This window comes from Bacillus sp. 03113, from assembly GCF_006546985.1.
Taxonomy (GTDB): Bacteria; Bacillota; Bacilli; order Bacillales; family Cytobacillaceae; genus VATK01.
On record NZ_VATK01000024.1, the window covers coordinates 1 to 18,052 of the forward strand.

General features: G+C 34.8%; 20 protein-coding genes and 1 rRNA gene. 19 read left to right on the forward strand and 2 right to left on the reverse strand.

Features of this window, described 5'->3' with window-relative positions; all coding sequences use genetic code 11:
- A 5S ribosomal RNA gene (gene rrf, locus FDO66_RS21590) occupies positions 1-76 on the forward strand; the annotation flags it as partial.
- An 83-nt stretch (positions 77-159) separates the two neighbouring features.
- On the opposite strand, the gene FDO66_RS18560 is transcribed toward rrf, so the two are convergent.
- A complete protein-coding gene (locus tag FDO66_RS18560) occupies positions 160-372 on the reverse strand; it encodes a sigma factor G inhibitor Gin (protein WP_395939814.1) in 213 nt (70 codons plus the stop codon).
- Positions 373-619: 247 nt separating this feature from the next.
- Here FDO66_RS18560 and FDO66_RS18565 point away from each other — a divergent pair, with 247 nt between their 5' ends.
- The 10 genes from FDO66_RS18565 (at position 620) to rsmI (ending at position 8,400) form a co-directional block, all read left to right on the forward strand.
- Positions 620-2,062, forward strand: a complete 1,443-nt coding sequence (locus FDO66_RS18565; protein WP_141434157.1) for an aminotransferase class I/II-fold pyridoxal phosphate-dependent enzyme — start codon at positions 620-622, stop codon at positions 2,060-2,062.
- Between the two features lie 34 nt (positions 2,063-2,096).
- A complete protein-coding gene (gene tmk / locus FDO66_RS18570; RefSeq protein ID WP_141434158.1) occupies positions 2,097-2,762 on the forward strand; it encodes a dTMP kinase in 666 nt (221 codons plus the stop codon).
- Positions 2,763-3,259: 497 nt separating this feature from the next.
- Positions 3,260-3,589, forward strand: a complete 330-nt coding sequence (locus tag FDO66_RS18575) for a cyclic-di-AMP receptor (RefSeq protein WP_141434159.1) — start codon at positions 3,260-3,262, stop codon at positions 3,587-3,589.
- 29 nt (positions 3,590-3,618) lie between these two features.
- On the forward strand, positions 3,619-4,059 hold the full coding sequence (locus FDO66_RS18580) for a YaaR family protein (protein ID WP_141434160.1): 441 nt from the start codon (positions 3,619-3,621) through the stop codon (positions 4,057-4,059).
- Positions 4,060-4,072: 13 nt separating this feature from the next.
- Entirely contained in the window at positions 4,073-5,080 is a 1,008-nt protein-coding gene (gene holB, locus FDO66_RS18585) for a DNA polymerase III subunit delta' (protein WP_141434161.1), read from the forward strand.
- Positions 5,073-5,900: a PSP1 domain-containing protein gene (locus tag FDO66_RS18590; RefSeq protein WP_141434162.1), complete on the forward strand. Its 828-nt coding sequence runs from the start codon at positions 5,073-5,075 to the stop codon at positions 5,898-5,900. The genes holB and FDO66_RS18590 overlap by 8 nt, the downstream gene beginning before the upstream one ends.
- 12 nt (positions 5,901-5,912) lie before the next feature.
- On the forward strand, positions 5,913-6,284 hold the full coding sequence (yabA, locus tag FDO66_RS18595) for a DNA replication initiation control protein YabA (RefSeq protein ID WP_141434163.1): 372 nt from the start codon (positions 5,913-5,915) through the stop codon (positions 6,282-6,284).
- Positions 6,285-6,520: 236 nt separating this feature from the next.
- Complete coding sequence (locus FDO66_RS18600; RefSeq protein WP_141434164.1) at positions 6,521-7,264, forward strand: tRNA1(Val) (adenine(37)-N6)-methyltransferase; 744 nt, start codon at positions 6,521-6,523, stop codon at positions 7,262-7,264.
- On the forward strand, positions 7,251-7,544 hold the full coding sequence (locus FDO66_RS18605) for a GIY-YIG nuclease family protein (RefSeq protein WP_141434165.1): 294 nt from the start codon (positions 7,251-7,253) through the stop codon (positions 7,542-7,544). Before FDO66_RS18600 ends, FDO66_RS18605 begins: the two co-directional genes overlap by 14 nt.
- On the forward strand, positions 7,519-8,400 hold the full coding sequence (gene rsmI / locus FDO66_RS18610; protein WP_141434166.1) for a 16S rRNA (cytidine(1402)-2'-O)-methyltransferase: 882 nt from the start codon (positions 7,519-7,521) through the stop codon (positions 8,398-8,400). Before FDO66_RS18605 ends, rsmI begins: the two co-directional genes overlap by 26 nt.
- 138 nt (positions 8,401-8,538) lie before the next feature.
- Here the strand turns inward: rsmI and FDO66_RS18615 are convergent, their stop codons facing one another.
- Positions 8,539-8,829: a transition state genes transcriptional regulator AbrB gene (locus FDO66_RS18615; RefSeq protein ID WP_181444654.1), complete on the reverse strand. Its 291-nt coding sequence runs from the start codon at positions 8,827-8,829 to the stop codon at positions 8,539-8,541.
- A gap of 836 nt (positions 8,830-9,665) precedes the next feature.
- Between FDO66_RS18615 and metG the strand changes: the two genes are divergently transcribed.
- From metG to FDO66_RS18655, 8 genes are all read left to right on the forward strand, one after another.
- Positions 9,666-11,636 (forward strand): methionine--tRNA ligase, encoded by a 1,971-nt coding sequence (gene metG, locus FDO66_RS18620; protein WP_141434168.1) that lies wholly within the window; start codon positions 9,666-9,668, stop codon positions 11,634-11,636.
- 310 nt (positions 11,637-11,946) lie between these two features.
- The gene (locus FDO66_RS18625; protein WP_141434169.1) at positions 11,947-12,714 is read left to right on the forward strand and encodes a TatD family hydrolase; all 768 of its coding nucleotides are present in this window, start codon (positions 11,947-11,949) and stop codon (positions 12,712-12,714) included.
- A gap of 237 nt (positions 12,715-12,951) precedes the next feature.
- The gene (locus FDO66_RS18630) at positions 12,952-14,136 is read left to right on the forward strand and encodes a resuscitation-promoting factor (RefSeq protein ID WP_141434209.1); all 1,185 of its coding nucleotides are present in this window, start codon (positions 12,952-12,954) and stop codon (positions 14,134-14,136) included.
- 170 nt (positions 14,137-14,306) lie between these two features.
- Positions 14,307-14,870, forward strand: coding sequence for a ribonuclease M5 (rnmV, locus tag FDO66_RS18635; protein WP_141434170.1), 564 nt, complete (start codon positions 14,307-14,309; stop codon positions 14,868-14,870).
- On the forward strand, positions 14,863-15,741 hold the full coding sequence (rsmA, locus tag FDO66_RS18640; protein ID WP_141434171.1) for a 16S rRNA (adenine(1518)-N(6)/adenine(1519)-N(6))-dimethyltransferase RsmA: 879 nt from the start codon (positions 14,863-14,865) through the stop codon (positions 15,739-15,741). The genes rnmV and rsmA overlap by 8 nt, the downstream gene beginning before the upstream one ends.
- A 297-nt stretch (positions 15,742-16,038) precedes the next feature.
- Positions 16,039-16,929, forward strand: a complete 891-nt coding sequence (gene yabG, locus FDO66_RS18645; RefSeq protein ID WP_395939817.1) for a sporulation peptidase YabG — start codon at positions 16,039-16,041, stop codon at positions 16,927-16,929.
- Between the two features lie 298 nt (positions 16,930-17,227).
- Positions 17,228-17,491, forward strand: coding sequence for a biofilm formation stimulator Veg (veg, locus tag FDO66_RS18650; RefSeq protein ID WP_141434173.1), 264 nt, complete (start codon positions 17,228-17,230; stop codon positions 17,489-17,491).
- A 181-nt stretch (positions 17,492-17,672) separates the two neighbouring features.
- Entirely contained in the window at positions 17,673-17,849 is a 177-nt protein-coding gene (locus tag FDO66_RS18655; protein ID WP_141434174.1) for a small, acid-soluble spore protein, alpha/beta type, read from the forward strand.
- Positions 17,850-18,052 lie beyond the last annotated feature (203 nt).

The window sequence follows — 18,052 nt, forward strand, 5'->3', positions numbered from 1 at the left end:
GAACACGGAAGTTAAGCTTTTCAGCGCCGATGGTAGTTGGGGGCTCTCCCCCTGTGAGAGTAGGACGTCGCTAGGCATCAAAAAAGAGCATCTGGATCAGGTGCTCTTTTTTGTTATAAATCATATAAAGTAAAAAGCCCGCAAGGAGCTCACATGGTATCAATGTAAATTTTCTGAAGTGGATATTTTTTTAAGCTGCTTTAAAAAATATTTATATTTTGGACTACTTGTTTCTGTATTTAAGATGTCTTTTTCACAATCAATGCAGATAAAAGTAGTAAATAAATGTATGCCTTGTAATTTCGTTTGTTCGCAGATGACACATTTTTCACCAGTCTGTTTTTTTGCTGCTAACGAACTCAATTCTCCCACCTCCATACACGTATTCTTTCCTTAAGAGGATTAATATATACAATATTTAGAAAATTTATTATATTCGCGAATTTCCCTTAGTTAGATCACATGCAGGATTATTAGAGATTACATGATATTGTATGAATGAAAAGTTTCTTGTGTGTTTGTCTAAGTTAGATTTCTTACAAAAATGCTTATTTATTTGTTTCTATATTTTGAGTAAAATAATGTAGACTTCAAAATTACAATGATGAAGGTGAAATGAATGTATCAATTCTCCACTCCATTGTTTGATCAGCTTCTGTTACATACTAAAAAAAAGCCCATTTCTTTGCATGTACCAGGTCATAAAGATGGCCATTTACTTTCGATAAATTTAGATGCACGATATAAAATTTTTAAAGAATTACTAACCATTGATGCTACTGAATTAATAGGATTAGATGACTTACACTCTCCTTCAGGACCAATTTTAGAATCTGAAAGATTATTAGCGGAGGCATATGGAGCAAAGAAGAGCTATTTTTTAGTAAACGGATCAACAGTTGGAAATTTAGCTATGATTCTATCCATGGTCAAAGAAAATGATGATGTTTTAGTTCAAAGAAATTGTCATAAATCGATATTAAATGGGATTTCATTAGCAAAGGGAAGACCAATTTTCTTAAGTCCTGAATATGATGAGGACTGGCTTGTTTCAAATGATGTCTCTTATGAAACTTTAAAAAAAGGGATAGAATTATATCCCAACGCAAAGACGTTAATTTTAACCTATCCTAACTATTATGGTATGACCTATGATCTTGGTAAATTAATTCGTTTGGCACATGATCACAATATTACGGTACTAGTTGATGAAGCACATGGAGCTCATTTTATAGGTTCAAAGCATTTTCCCCAGTCAGCTATTGAATTGGGTGCAGATCTTGTTGTACAATCTGCCCATAAAACGTTACCAGCTATGACAATGGGTGCTTATCTTCATATTAATAATCAACGAGTATCAAATGTAGAGGTTGAGTATTATCTAACTATTTTACAATCAAGCAGTCCGTCGTATCTGATTATGGCCTCGTTAGACATCGCGAGAAGCTATGTTAGTACATATTCTGAGTTGGATTTTGCGTATTTAACAGGGAAAATAAAAGAATTTAAGAAGCAGATTGAATGTATAAAAGGAATCAGAGTATTAACATACAGAAAAGGATTATGTGATCCATTAAAAATGACAATTCAGACCACTTCAGAACTAACAGGGTTTGAAATTCAAGCACGATTAGAAAAATCGGGCATTTATACAGAGCTTGCGGATCCTTATAATGTCCTATTTGTATTGCCACTATTAAAGAATAAGATGGACTATCCATTTGATAGAATTGTTAAAGCAATGAAGCAAGCATTAATAGATGTTGAAGATAAAGGGATTCAAAAGCATACTTTTGTTTATCAACAAAAAGTAGCTGCAATAGAAGTGAATGAAACAGAAAGAAAGAAATTAAAAAAGAAATTGGTGCCTTTGGATTCAGCAATGAATCAGATTTGTGCCGATGTAGTTATTCCATATCCCCCAGGAATTCCAATATTATTTCCTGGGGAAAAAATCACTACTTTTCATATTGAATATATAAAACTACTCCTAACAAGTGGTGCTAAATTTCAAGGCACACCGTTTCTGAAAGATGGAACAATCAATGTGTATGTTACTTAGAAGGGTCAAGATTTAAACAGCATGGAGGTTTACGATGACAAAAGGGATATTTATTACAGCTGAAGGGCCAGAGGGCGCTGGAAAAACAACGATTATAGATTTACTTGCTCAAGATCTTCGTTCAAAAGGTTATGAAGTTTTACAAACTAGAGAGCCAGGTGGAATTGAGCTAGCTGAAAAAATCAGAGAGATTATTCTTAATCCAAATCATACTTCAATGGATGCAAGAACAGAAGCACTTTTATACGCTGCAGCAAGAAGGCAGCATCTTGTGGAAAAGGTTCGCCCAGCATTAGAAAAAGGATTTATTATTTTATGTGATCGCTTCATTGATAGTTCACTTGCCTATCAAGGATATGCAAGAGGGCTTGGGATAGATGAAGTATATTCTATTAACCACTTTGCAATAGAAGGTACGATGCCAGATCTTACTTTATATTTTGACATTGATCCAGAAGTAGGTTTAAAAAGAATACAGAAGCATAGCGGTAGAGAAGTGAATCGATTAGATCTTGAAAATTTATCATTTCATCAAAAGGTTAGGGAAGGCTATTATCTTTTATTGGAAAAATACCATAATCGTATTTATAAGGTGGATGCAGCACAATCAATTGAAATAGTATTACAAGAAGTATCAGCAAAGGTATACGAACGATTGAATAATAAAGAAAAGCGCAAGCGCCCTTGCTCATCGACGTAAAGTGCTGGACTGAATCGAGTGAGATAAAGGAAACACGAAGAGCGCAAGCGTCGATGTTGACTTATCGTAGACGAGGTGAGGGAAGCACTTCTAGTCGATAGGGTGCTGGCCGATTAAGTACGCCACTTCCTGTTGCAACATCGGCACTAGTACGTCCTGTACGTCGGAGCTAGACATCATCAGTCGAACTTCAGAAACTTATAAATTCTAATTGTAAAATAAAAAAATGCCATAAAAGACAAGCTATAGGGCATATTCTTTTAAAAAGAAAAAACATATTTAGTTTAGATTATATGGTACCATAAGTGGAATTCACGATTTTCACACTAGTGCAAAAAAGCGCTTTTAGGAGGCAAAGGAACATTTTTCTTCAGGGCTGATCAAGGCGTTTCCGCATTTCTTATATCCTCTTTTGCTAATATTAGGAATGTCTGAATTGAAAATAATTGTTATAATATAAATAAGTTTACACGGAGTATTGTAAAGGGGGATAAAAAATGAAATTGATTCTAGCTGTTATTCAAGATAAAGATAGCAATCGATTATTAAATGCTCTTGTTGAGCATAACTTTCGTGCAACGAAGCTAGCGACGACAGGAGGGTTTCTGAAATCTGGAAATACTACCTTTATGATTGGTACAGAGGATATTCGAGTAGAAAAAGCTTTACAAATTATTAAGGAAAATTGCCAATCTCGTGACCAGTTAGTTGCCCCAGTTTCCCCGATGGGTGGTAATGCAGATTCATATGTCCCTTATCCAATTGAAGTAGCGGTAGGGGGAGCTACTGTATTTGTATTACCTGTTGAGCAATTTCAGCAATATTAATATTATTAAAGGTAGACGGGGGAAATGTCATGAAGATAAATCAAGAACTCCGTTTGAATAGGAACAAAGTGATACATGATTCAAAAAACGTGGTACACGATAGGCTGAAATTTCAGGAATTAGTTCAAAAGCAAGACCAAAAGCTTCAAATGACACAGCTTCAGCAGCTGCTTAACGCCATAGATGATGCAGGTGAACGACTGAGTCGCTCACGTACTTTTAAGGACTTATCAAAATATAAAACGTTAGTTCAGAGATTTATAAAAGAAACCGTTGATTTTGGAATGAATCTAAAGCAATCTAATAGCTGGAACCAGCTAGGTCAAGGAAGAACCTTGAAAATGGTAGAAACTATTGATCAGAAGCTTATTGAGTTAACGGAAGAAATCATCAATAAAGAAAAAAAATCTTTGAATTTACTTGAACAAGTGGGAGAAATAAAAGGTCTATTAGTTAATTTATATACGTAAGTGAGTGAAGGCAATGACAGGAACATGGGAACAAATTGAGATTCAACAACCACTTGTGATAAAGATGCTTAAAAATAGTTTGATAAAAAATCGTCTCGCCCACGCCTATATATTTGAAGGTATGCGAGGAACGGGAAAAATGGATGCTGGTTTGATCTTGGCTAAAAGTGTATTTTGTGAGACTCTACTGAACGGGTATATGCCTTGTGAGGAGTGTACGAATTGTAAAAGAATTCAAAATGGAAATCATCCGGATGTTCATATAGTAGAACCAGATGGACTTTCTATTAAAAAGAATCAGATTCAAGCATTACAGGAAGAGTTTTCAAAAAAAGCAGTTGAATCTAAAAAGAAGATTTATATGATCCATCATGCTGACCGAATGACCGTAAATGCTGCAAATAGTTTGTTGAAATTTCTTGAGGAGCCTGAATCTCAATCGATTGCCATATTAATTACAGAGCAAATACAGCAAATATTACCAACTATTCTTTCGCGATGTCAAACGATCCCTTTTAGACCGTTACCTCCTTCAAACATGATCGAGCAGTTGATTTCTCTCGGGATTACGCCTAATCAAGCACCATTATTAGCTAGTTTAACCAATAATATAAATGAAGCGATTGAGTTAAGCCAAAATGATTGGTTTGTACAAGCACAAAAAATAGTGGTAAAATTATATGAAGTGTTAAAAAAAAATTCTCTTGAATCATTGGTAGCGCTTCAAGAAGAATGGTTTTTACACTTTAAAGAAAAGGCCCAAATAGATCGTGGTTTAGATTTAATACTTCTAATTTTTAGGGATTTATTATATATACAGCTTGGCAAAGAGAATGAAGTTGTTTATCTAAATGAAAAAAATCGTTTAGAGCAATATGCGTTGCAAACAACTGGAACGCGTCTTACCGAACAAATGACGGCGATTTTCGAGGCAAAACGAAAGCTGCAAGGAAATATGAACCCACAGCTGTTAATGGAACAGCTGGTGTTGAATTTGCAGGAGGGATCTTCATTTGTATGATGTAGTAGGAATACGATTTAAAAAAGCTGGCAAAATATATTACTTTGACCCCAGTGATCTCTCTATTGAAAAGGATGACTTTGTGATAGTTGAAACAGTTCGCGGCATAGAATACGGAAAAGCAGTTATTGGCCCGAAAAAAGTTGATGAACACGATGTCGTTCTACCTTTGAAAAAAGTTCTTAGAATTGCTGATCAGAAGGATCAAATGATTGTTGATGAAAATAAAATGGCTGCAAAAGAAGCATATGATGTTTGTAGTGAAAAAATAGCCATTCATCGATTAGATATGAAGCTAGTAGATGTAGAATACACCTACGATCGGAATAAAGTTATTTTTTATTTTACTTCTGATGGAAGAGTAGATTTTCGTGAATTAGTAAAAGATTTAGCAGCGATCTTTCGTACGAGAATCGAATTACGCCAAATTGGTGTTCGGGATGAAGCAAAAATGCTAGGCGGGATTGGACCTTGTGGGCGAATGCTTTGCTGTTCTACGTTTTTAGGTGATTTTGAGCCTGTATCGATCAAAATGGCAAAAGATCAAAATCTTTCATTAAATCCAACTAAAATCTCGGGATTATGTGGGCGACTCATGTGTTGTTTAAAATATGAAAATGATATTTATGAGACAGCGAAAGAACAGCTTCCTGACTTAGGAGAGAGAATCACAACACCTCAAGGCGTAGGGAAAGTAGTTGGATTAAATATTTTAGAGCGAGTACTACAAGTTGAATTAGCCGATCATGATCGTGTACTCGAGTATACGTTAGAAGAAATATTAAAAGAAGGTGCTGTTTCGGTACAATCCACAGATTAATGAGGTGGAAGCGTGGATAAAAAAGAGATTTTTGACTCAGTGATTAATTTAGAAACTCAAATTGGGCATTTATATAAACAGCTTGGTGAGTTAAAGCAGCATGTAGGCGAAATTCTTGAAGAGAATAATTCTTTGAAAATAGAAAATGATCATTTAAGACGACGTCTTGAAAAATCAACTTCTAAGCTAGGATTAAAAGATAAAGATCAAAAAAAACAAAATCAACCTGTTTCAAATGAGGATAAATTAATCGATATTGGTGAAGGATATGATAATTTAGCTCGCCTTTATCATGAAGGTTTTCACATTTGTAATCTTCACTTTGGAAGTCCTCGAAAAGAAGGAGATTGTTTGTTTTGTCTGTCCTTTTTAAATAAGAAGTAAGTGTTTAAGGGTGTCCTAAAACAAAATGCGAGGCTCCTCTACAGATATATAGTTTCTCATAACAGAGTTTATGATTATACTTGCTATCTTAGAGGAAAGCTGTGTATTTTGAGGGGCACCTTTTATTATGAACAATATAAAGTCACATCTTCTCTTTTTATTAAGAAGCTAATCAAGGAGTTTGAGCAGTAAATTATTCGACATTTTTACTTAAAGAAGCGATGGAGGATTTACAGATGGTTCGATTAATTGGAGATGAACGGCTAGATTATTTACTTGCAGAAAAATTAAGGATCATACAAAGTCCTTCTGTTTTTTCATTTTCCCTTGATGCGGTATTATTATCACGTTTTGTCTATGTTCCCATTCAAAAAGGAACCATTATAGACCTATGCAGCGGGAATGGAGTCGTCCCTTTATTCTTAAGTGCTCGGACAAAGGGTTTCATAATGGGAGTTGAAATTCAAGAACGCCTTTATGATATGGCTGTTCGTAGCATAAAATATAATGGTTTAGAAGACCGTTTACATATGATTCATGCTGATTTAAAAGGGATCGCAAACCAAATAGGTTATGGGAAGTTTGATGTTGTCACTTGTAATCCTCCATATTTTCAAACTCCAGCTTCAGATCAGTTGAATCAAAATGAACATTTGACTTATGCACGTCATGAAATATTATGTACGTTAGAGGATGCGATCAAGGCTTCAAGTCAGCTTGTTAAACAAGGAGGAAAGGTTGCTTTTGTGCATCGTCCTGGTAGGATGCTTGATATCATTATGTTAATGAGGAAATATCGTTTGGAACCGAAAAGGATTCAATTGGTTTATCCGAATAAGGGAAAAGAATCAAATATACTTTTAGTAGAGGCAATTAAGGATGGAAATCCAGATTTAAGAATTCTGCCTCCTCTTTTCATTTATAATGAGCATAATGAGTATACGTCAGAAATAAGAGAGATGTTATATGGAGAATCATAATAAACATATTTTTTATGTCTTATTATGCAATGATGGAAGTTTGTATGCTGGGTATACGAACAATTTACCTAATCGAATAAAGCGGCATAATGAAGGAAAAGGAGCTAAATATACAAGAGGAAGAGGACCTGTAGAAGTAATCTATACAAAGAGCTTTGCCCAAAAAAGTGATGCTTTGAAGGCTGAATATCAGTTTAAACAATGGTCTAGGAAAAAGAAAGAAGAGTATTTAGTAAAGGAATCAGGTGGTTACTATGTGGCAACAAAAAAGCTTCGCTGATGAAGAAAAGAAAGGTATCTTATACCTTGTTCCAACTCCCATAGGAAATTTAGAAGATATGAGCTATAGGGCGATAAGAATCCTAAGAGAAAGTGACTTTATCGCTGCAGAGGATACTCGTAATACAAAAAAGCTATGTCATTATTTTGAAATAGAAACCCCCATGATAAGTTATCATGAGCACAATAAAGAGACGAGTGGAGAGAAAATGATCCAAAAATTAAAAAATGGATCAAAAATTGCTCTCGTGAGTGATGCAGGAATGCCAACGATTTCAGATCCTGGTGTAGAGCTTGTAGCAAAAGCCATAGAAGAGCAATTAGCGGTTGTTCCATTACCTGGGGCAAATGCGGCTCTCACAGCATTGATTGCTTCTGGTATACAAACGCATCCATTTTATTTTTATGGATTTTTAAGCAGACAGAAAAAAGAAAAAAGAAAAGAATTAGAGGAATTAAAGAAAATATCTGCAACGATCATATTATATGAAGCACCGCATCGTTTAAAAGAAACATTGCTTTTGATTGAAGAATCATTTGGAAATCGTAAAATCGCTATTTGTCGAGAATTGACTAAAAAGTATGAGGAATTTATTAGAGGTACGGTCTCAGAGGTTCGCGAGTGGGCTAATCGTGAAGAAGTAAGAGGGGAATTTTGTTTAATCATTGAGGAGAGTTTGAATGAAAATGAAGACTCTCAAGTTATTTCGTGGTGGGAGCAGCTAAGTATAAGTGAACATGTCGATCATTATGTAAAGATAAAAGAAATGGCAGTTAAAGAAGCAATAAAGAAAACGGCAATGGACCGAGACATGAGTAAAAGAGACGTTTATCATGCCTATCATATTGAAGAATAGGATTAAAAAGATAGATTTTCAAAAAGACAAAGCCCTTCACTCTTGGAGGGCTTTGTTTTTTATAACTATAAGTTTTGAAAGTAGACGCTTGTCTAGTTTTAGGTCTAATCAAGACGCTTCCACTTTTTTTAAAATTTCTTATTTAGAAACCTCGAAGGAATCTTTGATTTCTTTTAATAGGATTTCTGCACCTTCACGGCTTAAAATTAATTTTCCGCCTGCTAAAGTAAGGTTGTCATCAGAAACCTCACCTGTTACTTGGCAAGTCATATTTGGTTTGTATTTCTTTAAAATGATGCGCTCATCATCCACATAAATTTCAAGAGCATCCTTTTCAGCAATTCCTAATGTACGTCTTAATTCGATTGGAATTACGACACGACCTAACTCATCAACTTTACGAACAATACCAGTAGATTTCATTTGTATATCTCCTCTCAATCTCCATTTATTTATTTTTTATCTATCTATTTCTCTATATTTCGACAAATTTCTTTGTTCTTATTAATAATACCAGCCATTCCCATAAACGTCAATTATTTTATTTTATTTTTTAGAATATTATCTAAACGCTGTTATAACAACAAATTCATAAGGAATTGGTATTGATATTTCCAATAATAAACACCTTTAATATTATTTCAAAAAAATAATTGAACTAAATTTCGACAAAATTCTACAAGAATATATATTCCAAATAATATTCGGTAAAGAGGTTGGTTTTGTGTGGGTAAGGTAGAAAATTTTCCAATCATTTTCAGAAAATAGAAACCATTCTATGATATATTATGAGTAGAGCTATAATTGGTTGCACAAATTCACATTTTTAGGTATATTTTGTTGATAGTAGAGGTTATGATGACGAGTAAATACTTAAAACAAACGCTTATTTCTTCATGTAGGAATACGATCATTTTCAGTTCTCGTTCGATGTTGAGCGGGATTTTTTGTCAGTGAAAAAATAGTATACCGAATACTCTAAAGTAAATAGAGTTTGGATCTTTTGATGAAAAAGAGTTTGAATGTAGGTTCGTTTATAAATGCATTGATCAGAAAGTGCTAGTCTCTTTATCAAACATTCGCATTTACTTCGATGAAGGGATCTGTGGGAACTAAGTGATTTCATAATTTTGATCAATCTTATTATTAACAAATATTCTACATACTTCCTGTATTTTGTCAAGAAAAACCAAGTGATTATAAGAAAGCTCGGCGTGTAATCAATCTTTTAACGTATTGTATTATTGAAAAGGAGGAAATCTCAAATGGAAGAGAAATTAAAAACCTTTTATCTTTCAACGCCTATTTATTACCCTAGTGGAAACCTTCATATAGGACATGCGTATACGACTGTTGCAGGTGATGCAATGGCACGCTATAAACGTTTGCGAGGATTTGATGTTATGTATTTAACAGGAACAGACGAGCATGGCCAAAAAATTCAAGAAAAAGCAAATGAAAAAGGTGTGACTCCACAAGCATATGTAGATGAAATTGTAGATGGGATACAAAAATTATGGAAAAAGCTCGATATCTCCTATGACGATTTTATCCGAACAACACAGGAACGTCATAAAAAAGTAGTTAAAAAAATATTTTCACAGCTGTTAAAGCAAGGCGATATTTATTTAGGAGAATATGAAGGATGGTATTGTACTCCTTGTGAATCCTATTTCACAGAACGTCAATTAGTAGATGGTAAATGTCCTGATTGTGGTAGACCTGTAGAAAAAGTGAAAGAAGAATCATACTTTTTTAAAGTGAGTAAATATGCTGATCGATTGCTGAAATATTATGAAGAAAACCCGCATTTCATTCAGCCTGAATCAAGAAAAAATGAGATGATCAATAATTTTATTAAGCCTGGTTTAGAGGATTTAGCTGTATCAAGAACAACCTTTAATTGGGGAATTGAAGTACCTGAAAATCCAAAGCACGTTGTATATGTGTGGATCGATGCTTTGACCAATTATATTACTGCTTTAGGTTATGGTACTGACGATGATTCTAAATACTTAAATTATTGGCCAGCTGATGTTCATATTGTGGGAAAAGAAATTGTACGATTCCATACCATCTATTGGCCAATTATGTTAATGGCTTTAGGTTTACCGCTGCCTAAAAAGGTATTTGCTCATGGCTGGCTGTTAATGAAGGATGGAAAAATGTCGAAATCTAAGGGGAACGTTGTTGACCCTGTCACATTGATTGATCGATATAGTTTAGATTCACTAAGATATTACTTACTTAGAGAAGTTCCGTTTGGAGCAGATGGCGTATTTACACCAGAAGGCTTCGTAGAAAGAATTAATTTTGATTTGGCCAATGATCTAGGAAATTTATTAAATCGTACGATTGCGATGATTAATAAATATTTTAATGGTGTGATTCCTTCCTATCAAGGATCAGAGGGAGAGTTTGAACAACTGTTATTAACAGCACATCAAGAAACGGTAGTCAAATACGAGGAAGCAATGGAAAAAATGGAGTTCTCTATTGCGCTGACAGCTCTTTGGCAATTAATTAGTCGAACAAATAAGTATATTGATGAGACTCAGCCTTGGGTATTGGCCAAGGATGAAAGTAATAAGCAAAAGCTAGCAGATGTAATGTGTCATTTAGCTGAATCATTAAGAAGAATTGCGGTTTTATTGCAGCCGTTTTTAACGATTACTCCTAAAGAAATTTTAGCGCAGCTAAATATTCAAGAGGAAGAGCTTACTTCATGGGATAGCTTAAAAGATTTTGGTCTTATTTCAGAAGGGACCCAGGTTAAAAAGGGTGAACCTATTTTTCCACGATTAGATATCGAAGAAGAGGTTGAATTTATCAAAACAAAGATGCAAGGAGAATCTCTCAAACCTGCTGCTCCACAAAAAGAAGAACCAAAAGCAAAAGAAGATGCTTTGAGTGAAGAGATTACCATTGATGACTTTATGCAAATTGATTTACGAGTAGCACAGGTAGTAGAAGCTGAGCCAGTAAAAAAAGCGGATAAATTATTAAAGCTTCAACTAGATTTAGGCTATGAAAAACGCCAAGTTGTTTCAGGTATCGCTCAATACTACAAACCTGAAGAGCTAGTTGGAAAAAGGGTAATATGCGTAACGAATCTTAAGCCAGTGAAGCTAAGAGGGGAGCTCTCACAGGGGATGATTTTAGCCGGTAAAAAGGATGATGTATTGTCTTTAGCAACTGTAGATGAATCTCTTCCTTTAGGGGCAAGAGTGAAATAAGTTTTTATAGACATAGAAATGTTTCACGTGTAACAATTCGTGATATATTTCTATGTTTTTCTTTATAAGCTGAGTTTTTTTGACAGTAGTTAAAGGATACGTTTCATTTAAGAATAAGTATAAGTTTTTGAAACTCCAACTGGTGTCTAGCTCCAGCGCCTAGCCGCTCGGATCATAAGCCACGATACTCCAAAAATCAGGATTTTCTATGTATCGCTTCTTATGTCTGTCGCGGCTGATCAAGGCGCTTCCGCTTTTCTTATTAAAATGTAAACAAAGTGTAATATATAGTGAAAAAGGAGAGATCTTCGTGCTTTTTGATACTCATGTTCATTTAAATGCTGAACAATTTGAAGAAGACTTAAAGGATGTCATTGAAAGAGCAAAAGCAACAGGGATTGAAAACATGGTGGTTGTAGGATTTGATCGTCCGACAATTAATAGAGCAATGGAATTAATAGAGGAATATGAGTTTTTATATGCTAGCATCGGATGGCATCCTGTAGATGCTATTGATATGACAGACGAGGATTTAGATTGGATTGAAGAGCTTTCGAAGCATCCAAAAGTGGTGGCATTAGGTGAAATGGGATTGGATTATCATTGGGATAAATCACCTAGAGAGATTCAACAGGAAGTATTTCGAAAGCAAATACGTTTAGCAAAAAAGGTCAATTTGCCAATTGTAATCCATAATCGAGATGCTACTGAAGATATTATTCATATATTAAAAGAGGAAGAAGCAAAAACGGTAGGGGGAATTATGCATTGTTTTAGCGGAAGTGTCGAAACTGCCAAAGAATGCGTTAATATGAACTTTTATATATCTCTTGGAGGTCCTGTTACGTTTAAAAATGCAAAAAAACCAAAGGAAGTAGCAGAAGCCATTCCACTAGAAAAGCTATTGGTGGAGACGGATTGTCCGTATTTAACTCCTCATCCTTTTAGAGGAAAAAGAAATGAACCTAGCTATGTAAAGCTCGTGGCAGAAAAAATTGCAGAAATTAAAGGCGTATCTTTTGAAGAAGTAGCTCGAATGACGACTAAAAATGCAAAGAAATTATTCGACATCATCTGATAACTAATCGTGTCGATAATCAGAATGATTTGTCCAAATCTTCACGTATTCTAAACAATTCTACATGACTTTCTTTTCTCTTAGGATGATTATGTCGACAAAACACTCTTTCTAAATATAGGAATATTTTGCATAATAATAAAAGATGCTCCAGGAATGGAGGGGTTGACAACGATCAAGATAGTCTATATAATCACTCCGAGAGAAAAGGAGGCGTTTTTCATCGTCATACAAACTATGAAAAATCTGTTTTCCAAGACTTTGAGCAATAAAAAGCTGACTGTTATGTTGGCTAGTTTTATTGTTTTCGCGGCGTCATTTGGGTTTATTTTTTATGAGGCGTCAAAGAAAACAGTCGCTTTAACACTTGACGGTCAAAAGAAAGTCGTCACAACACATTCATCAACTATTCAAGATCTATTTAAAGAACTCAATATAAACATTCGTTCAGAAGATTATGTATCCCCATCAGTCAATACAGAGATAAAAGACCAATTAAAAGTTGAGTGGAAGCCGGCGAAAAAGGTTCAAATTTTGGAAGACGAAAAGAAAAAAACAGTTTGGACAACAGCTAAAACGGTTGAAGAGTTATTGGAAGAGAATCAAATATTATTAACTGACCATGATGAGATTCAACCAAAAAAAGAAACGAAGATTAAAAGTGAATTAAACATTATGATTCACAGAGCTTTCCCATTAATATTAGAAAATGGAATCAATAAACAAGAAGTGTGGTCAACTTCGACTACGGTCGCTGACTTTTTATCACATCAGGGCATCTCCTTATCAGAATTGGACAGAGTAGAACCTAGCTTAGAGAATCAGGTTCAAAAGGATGCCGTCGTTAAAGTCATTAGAGTAGAAAAAGTCACCGATGTAGTGGAAGAACCGATTCGTTTTGCTGTTGTAACAAAAAAAGATGATCAATTAGCAAGTGGGACAGAAAAAATATTAACCGAAGGTAAAGAAGGTATTCTGTCCAAAGAATTTGAAGTTTTATTAGAAAATGGTGTTGAAGTAGCTAGAACACTCATAAACGAAACGACAAAAGTTGAAAAACAAGATCAAGTTGTATCTGTAGGCACACAACCCATTGCTCAGCCTGTTGTCTCCCGTGGACAAGAACCTGCAGGAAAAGAACTATATGTTAGTTCAACAGCATATACGGCAAGCTGTAATGGTTGTTCAGGTACCACTGCTACTGGAATTAATTTAAAATCAAATCCGAATGCAAAAGTCATTGCTGTAGATCCCAAAGTCATTCCTTTAGGGACTAAAGTATACGTAGAAGGATATGGCTATGCTATTGCAGCTGATACTGGTGGTGCTATAGATGGCCACAAGATCGATGTTTTCTTTGCTTCTAAAGCGGATGCTTATCGCTGGGGAAGAAAGAAAGTAAAAATCAAAATACTAAGCTAATCATACTTGAAACAGAGGATGGATATCTTCTGTTTTTTTGTTTTTCGTATAAGTAAGCTATAATAAAAATCATCTATTTCTATTATAATGCTTTTCAATTAATTAGACGATATATATTACAAAAATGTTTCATTTTTTTTTCAAATATTTTATTTATTTTTGGAGGAGTCATGAAAATCAAAGAAATTATTGTGGTAGAAGGCCGAGATGACACTACAGCAATACAAAGATCAGTCAATGCTGATACGATCGAAACAAATGGTTCAGCTATTAATAAAGAGACCATTGAAAAAATAAAGCTAGCTCAACAAACTAGAGGGGTTATTATTTTTACAGATCCCGACTACCCTGGGCAAAAAATTCGCAGTATTATATCAGAGCATGTGCCTGGTTGTAAGCATGCTTTTATTTCGAAAGAAGAGGCATTAGATAAATTAGGGAAATCTGTTGGAGTAGAGAACGCTTCCCGGGATGCGATAATAAAAGCTCTTCAGGATGCAAGAACCATGCTATTAGAACCAATACAAGAAGAAATTACATATGAGGATTTAGTTGATGCAGGTTTAGTAGGAGGTAAGGGATCAAGAGAAAAAAGAGAAAAGCTAGGGAAGCTTTTGAAAATTGGTTATACAAATGGGAAACAACTGCACAAAAGACTTATGATGTTTACGATTAGTCAAAAAACATTTAGAGATGCATTAGTAAAGATATGTCAGGAGGAAGAAAATGCATAAGGATATTGCAACACCAGCTAGAACTCAATCCATTCTCGAAAAATATGGATTTTCATTTAAAAAGAGTTTAGGTCAGAATTTTTTAATCGATACAAATATATTAAGAAATATCGTAGAGAAAGCTGAACTTTCAAATGAATCTGGAGCGATTGAAATTGGTCCGGGTATTGGTGCTCTTACTGAACAATTAGCAAAGAAAAGTCGTAAAGTTGTATCATTTGAGATCGATCAACGCTTGCTCCCGATATTAAAAGAGACATTATCTCCTTACCCTAACATTCAAATTGTTCATCAGGATGTATTAAAAGCAAATGTCAAAGAAGTGATCGAAAAGGAATTTCAAGATATTAAGGATATTATGGTCGTAGCAAACTTACCTTATTATGTGACGACTCCTATTATCATGAAGCTATTAGAAGAGAAGCTCCCAATACGTGGAATGGTTGTCATGCTTCAAAAAGAGGTCGCTGATCGGATTTCAGCAAAGCCAGGGACAAAGGAGTATGGGTCTCTTTCGATTGCTATTCAATATTATATGAAGGCAGAAATTGTAATAATTGTTCCAAAGACAGTATTTGTTCCGCAACCGAATGTTGATTCCGCAGTCATCCGATTAACGAAACGCCCAGGCCCACTGGTTGAAGTTAGAAATGAAGACTTCTTTTTCAAAATAGTAAAGGCAAGCTTTGCTCAAAGAAGAAAAACGATCCTAAATAATTTAACAAGTCAGCTGCAAGAAGGAAAAGAGAAAAAGGAGCAAATTATATCAGCTTTACAAGAAGCTGATATTGAACCGAGAAGAAGAGGAGAATCTTTATCTATAGAAGAATTTGCTCGTTTAAGTGATGAATTATATTCGTATTTTAACTAAGAGAGTGTCTCTAAAATGTGTAGTGTTGCATTTTGGGGACACTCTTTATTTCTAGTTTAGAGTATTGACGTCCTGCTTCGATGTACAGGATGTACGAGTGCCGATGAAGACATGCGGCCGTGGTGTACTTAATCGGCCAGCGCCCTATCGACTAGAGGTGCCTCCCTCACCTCGTCTACGATAAGTCAACATCGACGCTTGCGCTTTTGTTCTTTTCACATGTTTCTAGACGCTTGCATAGTTTATGTAAGGTAAAAGTTTTCAGCCTAGAATGGCTCTTGTGCAGGGCATATAGGAGTGACAGCGGTGAGAATAAATCCGAAGGAATTCGTAGGTAGAATTTCTTATAATTGTGATATTATGTTTCGAGTTATTGATATAAAGGAACAGCAAGGGGAAAAAATGGCGATATTATATGGGGAGGATTTTCGTTTAATAGCAGATGCACCATATGAAGACTTAATTCCTTTTAATCATTCGGAACGTAATAAGATTGCAAAGGAATTTCGTACACTTGAAGAACAATCCTTTAAATTATTTCGGCAAGATATACATTTAATCAATCAAAAGCAAGAATATATTGTAACGGATGGCTACAGCAATCCATTCAATTATTTTCAGCTTCCTGGCAGAGTGCTTCATTTAGATGGAGATCCGGAATACTTAAAAAAATGCTTAGAATTATACAAAAGAATAGGAGTTCCTGTAACAGGGATTCATTGCAATGAGAAAGAAATGCCTAATAAAATTGACTATTTAATCGATTACTACAGACCTAATATTTTAGTCATAACTGGTCATGATGCATACTCCAAAGCTAAAGGGAAAATGACAGATCTTAATGCATACCGACATTCAAAGCATTTTGTTCAAACGGTTATTGCGGCCAGGAAAAAAATACCTCATTTAGATCAACTTGTTATTTTTGCAGGTGCATGTCAATCCCATTTTGAATCCCTTATTCAAGCAGGAGCAAATTTTGCAAGCTCTCCTTCTAGAGTAAATATTCACGCTCTTGATCCTGTATATATTGTAGCAAAAATCAGTTTTACTCCTTTTATGGATAGAGTGAATGTCTGGGATGTTTTAAGAAATACATTAACGGGTGAAAAGGGTTTAGGAGGCATTGAAACAAAGGGTGTTTTACGTACAGGAATGCCTTTTAACATGGAACAGAAAGAAAATTAAAGGATAAAAATATCAAGTATTTTATTATCAAAACAAAAAAATGCAAAAGGGATGGGAGATATTGGTAAAAAAATTCTTCCTCCTTTAAAGTAATTTACGACTGAATTCTTGTGAATTCTACACGATAAATATTTACTACATATTATTCTTTCGGATGGGAAGGCTAGTAATGTTGAAAAACAGAAAAAAAGGCGGAAAAAAATATATTGACAATGATTTAAAAAGGCTGTTATAATTTATATTTTTGTTTGACAAAATCGTGTCAGTGTGATATTCTTTACATAGTGAGGTGGACCGAATGGCAAAAACATTATCGGATATTAAAAAGGCTCTTGATTCAAATTTAGGGAAAAGACTTTTACTCAAGGCTAATGGTGGTCGCAGAAAAACGATTGAACGTTCTGGTGTTCTTGCAGAAACTTATCCTTCTGTATTTGTAATTCAGTTAGATCAGGAAGAAAATGCGTTTGAACGTGTATCATACAGCTATGCGGATGTTTTAACTGAAACGGTTCAAATAACCTTCTATGAGGATACGACAGGACAAGTTGCTTTAAGCTAATGAAATAGATGATTTGAAACAAGCAGTGAACAACAATGTTTACTGCTTTTTTACGTTTAAGGAAATAATAAAATAGTTAACTGGGGATCATTTTGATAGAAATGGATATATCCGGATTACATGAAAGCAGCCCAGAAGATCCATAATATAGGTACCGTAATGTGAAAGGAGAGGATTAAGGCTGAGCAGACGTAAAGGAGTTATGTCAGAAGGTTTAAAGGTAGAGCTTGCAAAGGAGCTAGGCTTTTATGACGTTGTTCAAAAAGAAGGCTGGGGCGGTATAAAAGCGAGAGATGCAGGTAATATGGTGAAACGAGCTATAGAAATTGCTGAGCAAAGTTTAGCCAATAAACAATAAGCTTCTGAAACAAATTCATTGAAAATGCAACTGCCATATCCTTTAGTTATATACATGAAATTAGATCAAAATCATTCATTACGGTAAGCCGAAGCTTATTGCTTCGGCTTAATATTCATTTACAAAGAAATCATAGTGCTTTAATCATATCCATTGATTGTACTTCTATACTAACTGCTAAGAAGTGATAAGAAATATCCAAA

What these genes read in the sequence shown, in the direction of transcription:
- veg (WP_141434173.1), top strand. Translation starts at nt 17,228, where the DNA reads ATGGCAAAAACATTATCGGATATTAAAAAGGCTCTTGATTCAAATTTA.
- rnmV (WP_141434170.1), top strand. Translation starts at nt 14,307, where the DNA reads ATGAAAATCAAAGAAATTATTGTGGTAGAAGGCCGAGATGACACTACA.
- tmk (WP_141434158.1), top strand. Translation starts at nt 2,097, where the DNA reads ATGACAAAAGGGATATTTATTACAGCTGAAGGGCCAGAGGGCGCTGGA.
- FDO66_RS18600 (WP_141434164.1), top strand. Translation starts at nt 6,521, where the DNA reads ATGGTTCGATTAATTGGAGATGAACGGCTAGATTATTTACTTGCAGAA.
- FDO66_RS18580 (WP_141434160.1), top strand. Translation starts at nt 3,619, where the DNA reads ATGAAGATAAATCAAGAACTCCGTTTGAATAGGAACAAAGTGATACAT.
- metG (WP_141434168.1), top strand. Translation starts at nt 9,666, where the DNA reads ATGGAAGAGAAATTAAAAACCTTTTATCTTTCAACGCCTATTTATTAC.
- FDO66_RS18575 (WP_141434159.1), top strand. Translation starts at nt 3,260, where the DNA reads ATGAAATTGATTCTAGCTGTTATTCAAGATAAAGATAGCAATCGATTA.
- rsmA (WP_141434171.1), top strand. Translation starts at nt 14,863, where the DNA reads ATGCATAAGGATATTGCAACACCAGCTAGAACTCAATCCATTCTCGAA.
- FDO66_RS18630 (WP_141434209.1), top strand. Translation starts at nt 12,952, where the DNA reads ATGAAAAATCTGTTTTCCAAGACTTTGAGCAATAAAAAGCTGACTGTT.
- rsmI (WP_141434166.1), top strand. Translation starts at nt 7,519, where the DNA reads ATGTGGCAACAAAAAAGCTTCGCTGATGAAGAAAAGAAAGGTATCTTA.
- FDO66_RS18565 (WP_141434157.1), top strand. Translation starts at nt 620, where the DNA reads ATGTATCAATTCTCCACTCCATTGTTTGATCAGCTTCTGTTACATACT.
- holB (WP_141434161.1), top strand. Translation starts at nt 4,073, where the DNA reads ATGACAGGAACATGGGAACAAATTGAGATTCAACAACCACTTGTGATA.
- FDO66_RS18605 (WP_141434165.1), top strand. Translation starts at nt 7,251, where the DNA reads ATGGAGAATCATAATAAACATATTTTTTATGTCTTATTATGCAATGAT.